A 2224-nucleotide genomic window follows, 5' to 3' on the forward strand; every position below is an offset into this window, starting at 1 on the left:
ATGGACATTAGTATCGGAAACAGGAAAGGGAGGCGAAAGACGGTTTAAATGATGCGCTTACCTAGCTGGAGAGTTCGTTCTGCTTGGTTATTATCCAACTCAGCCAGATAGTCATCACAAAAGTGGTATAATTAACGAAAGAAACATTTGGCCTAATAAATAAAAGCATCAGGATATTGCTATTTTACAAGAACATGTTCAAAATTATATATCTGCGCGTTTCTGGTGGTTTTAGCCTGCTTCGGAATGAGCACATTTCTGCCTATGGCCAGAAACGCGCAGTTCGGAGATATGTTGACGAAATTCAGATTCACACATTGTGAAGAAAACTTGGATAAATAATGACGACAACATCTAACATTTGCAGATAAAAATTAACACTGGAGAATTATAAATAATACAGCAGTAAAAAGAACCAGAAGTTACATTTTCCCTTCGCCTCCCGACATTTCATCAGAGAATTTAGATTCATAGTTCCTGTATTTATATCTAAATATCTGCAAAGCCTTCGTTGTACTGATGTTAATAAGTAGTTCATAGTGGTATCCAAGTCCGTGTAATCAGATCTTCAGGCTCTATCTGTACACTACCCCATGACTTATTCCCTTGCTGGAGTCAATTTTCATGCACACTTCAATTTTATCCCCCCACCTGTCGTGATAATTGCAACGAATAGCAGTACACTTTATCTGCATCTGCGTTGCATCTTATTTAAGAAGAATATTCATCAGTTACCGCAACAATAGGTTTGATATTGTTCTACTTCTGCCGTTTTTACATCCATGTACGCGCATCCCCCACACCACTCGTGCCCATTGCCCATAACATCATACAGCAAAGTATTTCATCCATGCCTTAAACTAGGCCATTCATATACACCAAGGTATTACTGACAAAAGTGCTTTCCTGTAATGGATAAAAGAATTAATGAGATGTATTATGCGCAACACTTTTAGGTATCAACAAATATTACATTATAATAATTTTGTCCCATCTGGTCACTTTAAACACTGAGCTATATACACTACAATCTGCTCACCCTTAGTTACGTCCCCATCTTTTTGAGCGTTTTTTTATATGTGTACTTAAGAAGTCATCTAGAGCAAAACGCCTCTGACCTGTAAATACACTTTTATTATTAATAATCATTTTTTGCTGAGATTTTTCAGCAAAAACACGCTCAGACTCAATCATTTTTTTCGCAATTATTTTTCGTGAAATAGTGAAGTCGTTGTCTTCAAATGATTTCATCATATCCGCACTCTGTTTTGGCACTGTTATACTATCAGTGAACATAGTGAATATTTTTTCAGCATATAACAATCATATTGTTCTATGTAAAAATAATTTTTCTTTTCTTGTGTTTTATTATCTGCAATAACAGTAATCAGGGGATAAATACTTATTAACCTGGGGGACGAGCTCGCGCAGACCTCATTCTCTTTGGACTATTCTGGAGATAATCTTCCAGAGCAAACCTCGCAGGTAAGCCCTCCTCGCCATCCTGACTTCGTGACAATTTCCGTCGTTGCCGTTCATGTACTGGTACAGCCAAGTTCTGTGGTTCATATTTGGTCATTTGTATTACCAATAAAAAAGCATCTACATACTGGCAGCAAGATGCTGATAGTGTTTATTCCAACTCCTGATTTTTGAATTACAGGAAAGTTTAGAAGGCTCATGTAAGGAACGATTGAGTTATTGGCTAAGAAAGATACTCTTGCATGTTATCTGAAATTCACACATCTATGTGATGTTAATTAAACCTCTCAGCCTAATGTTATTATGATAATAATAACCCATAGAAATTAGTTCTGCGAGATCTCTGTGAATTTACATTTAGATGTTGCTAGCACAATTAATTGATGAAATTCAATAAGATAGAATCATCACATAAAGAAGATAAGGGCCGCGTTTGCGGCCCCTTGTTTTTATTAGAAGGAGTAACGGAAGTTGGCGTTGACCGCGTTATCCACGTTGTACTTACCAAACGCGGATTTCTCAAACTCAAGACCGAAGCGAAGATTATCGCGAATTTCGGCGTTGAGACCAACATTCATGAGCATACGACCGTCTTTTTCACCTTTGATACGTTTCTCACCGGAGGCATCACGCAGTACGGTTTCACCGTTGGCAAACAGGTCAAACTGGTAGCCAAGGCCGGTGTCAACGCCAAGATTATTGGCCGTTTTTCGCCATTTTTAATGTCCGCTATTGGTCATTA

The 2224-nt window shown here is 37.9% G+C and carries 1 protein-coding gene and 1 pseudogene; both read right to left on the reverse strand.

Annotated elements, in window-relative coordinates:
* Window positions 1-1041: 1041 nt before the first annotated feature.
* Window positions 1042-1296, reverse strand: coding sequence for a hypothetical protein (locus tag A7090_RS21555; protein ID WP_225391056.1), 255 nt, complete (start codon window positions 1294-1296; stop codon window positions 1042-1044).
* A 638-nt stretch (window positions 1297-1934) separates the two neighbouring features.
* A pseudogene (locus tag A7090_RS21560) lies at window positions 1935-2165 on the reverse strand (autotransporter outer membrane beta-barrel domain-containing protein); the annotation flags it as partial.
* Window positions 2166-2224 lie beyond the last annotated feature (59 nt).

The organism is Escherichia sp. MOD1-EC7003 (assembly GCF_002965065.1).
Classification (GTDB): domain Bacteria; phylum Pseudomonadota; class Gammaproteobacteria; order Enterobacterales; family Enterobacteriaceae; genus Escherichia.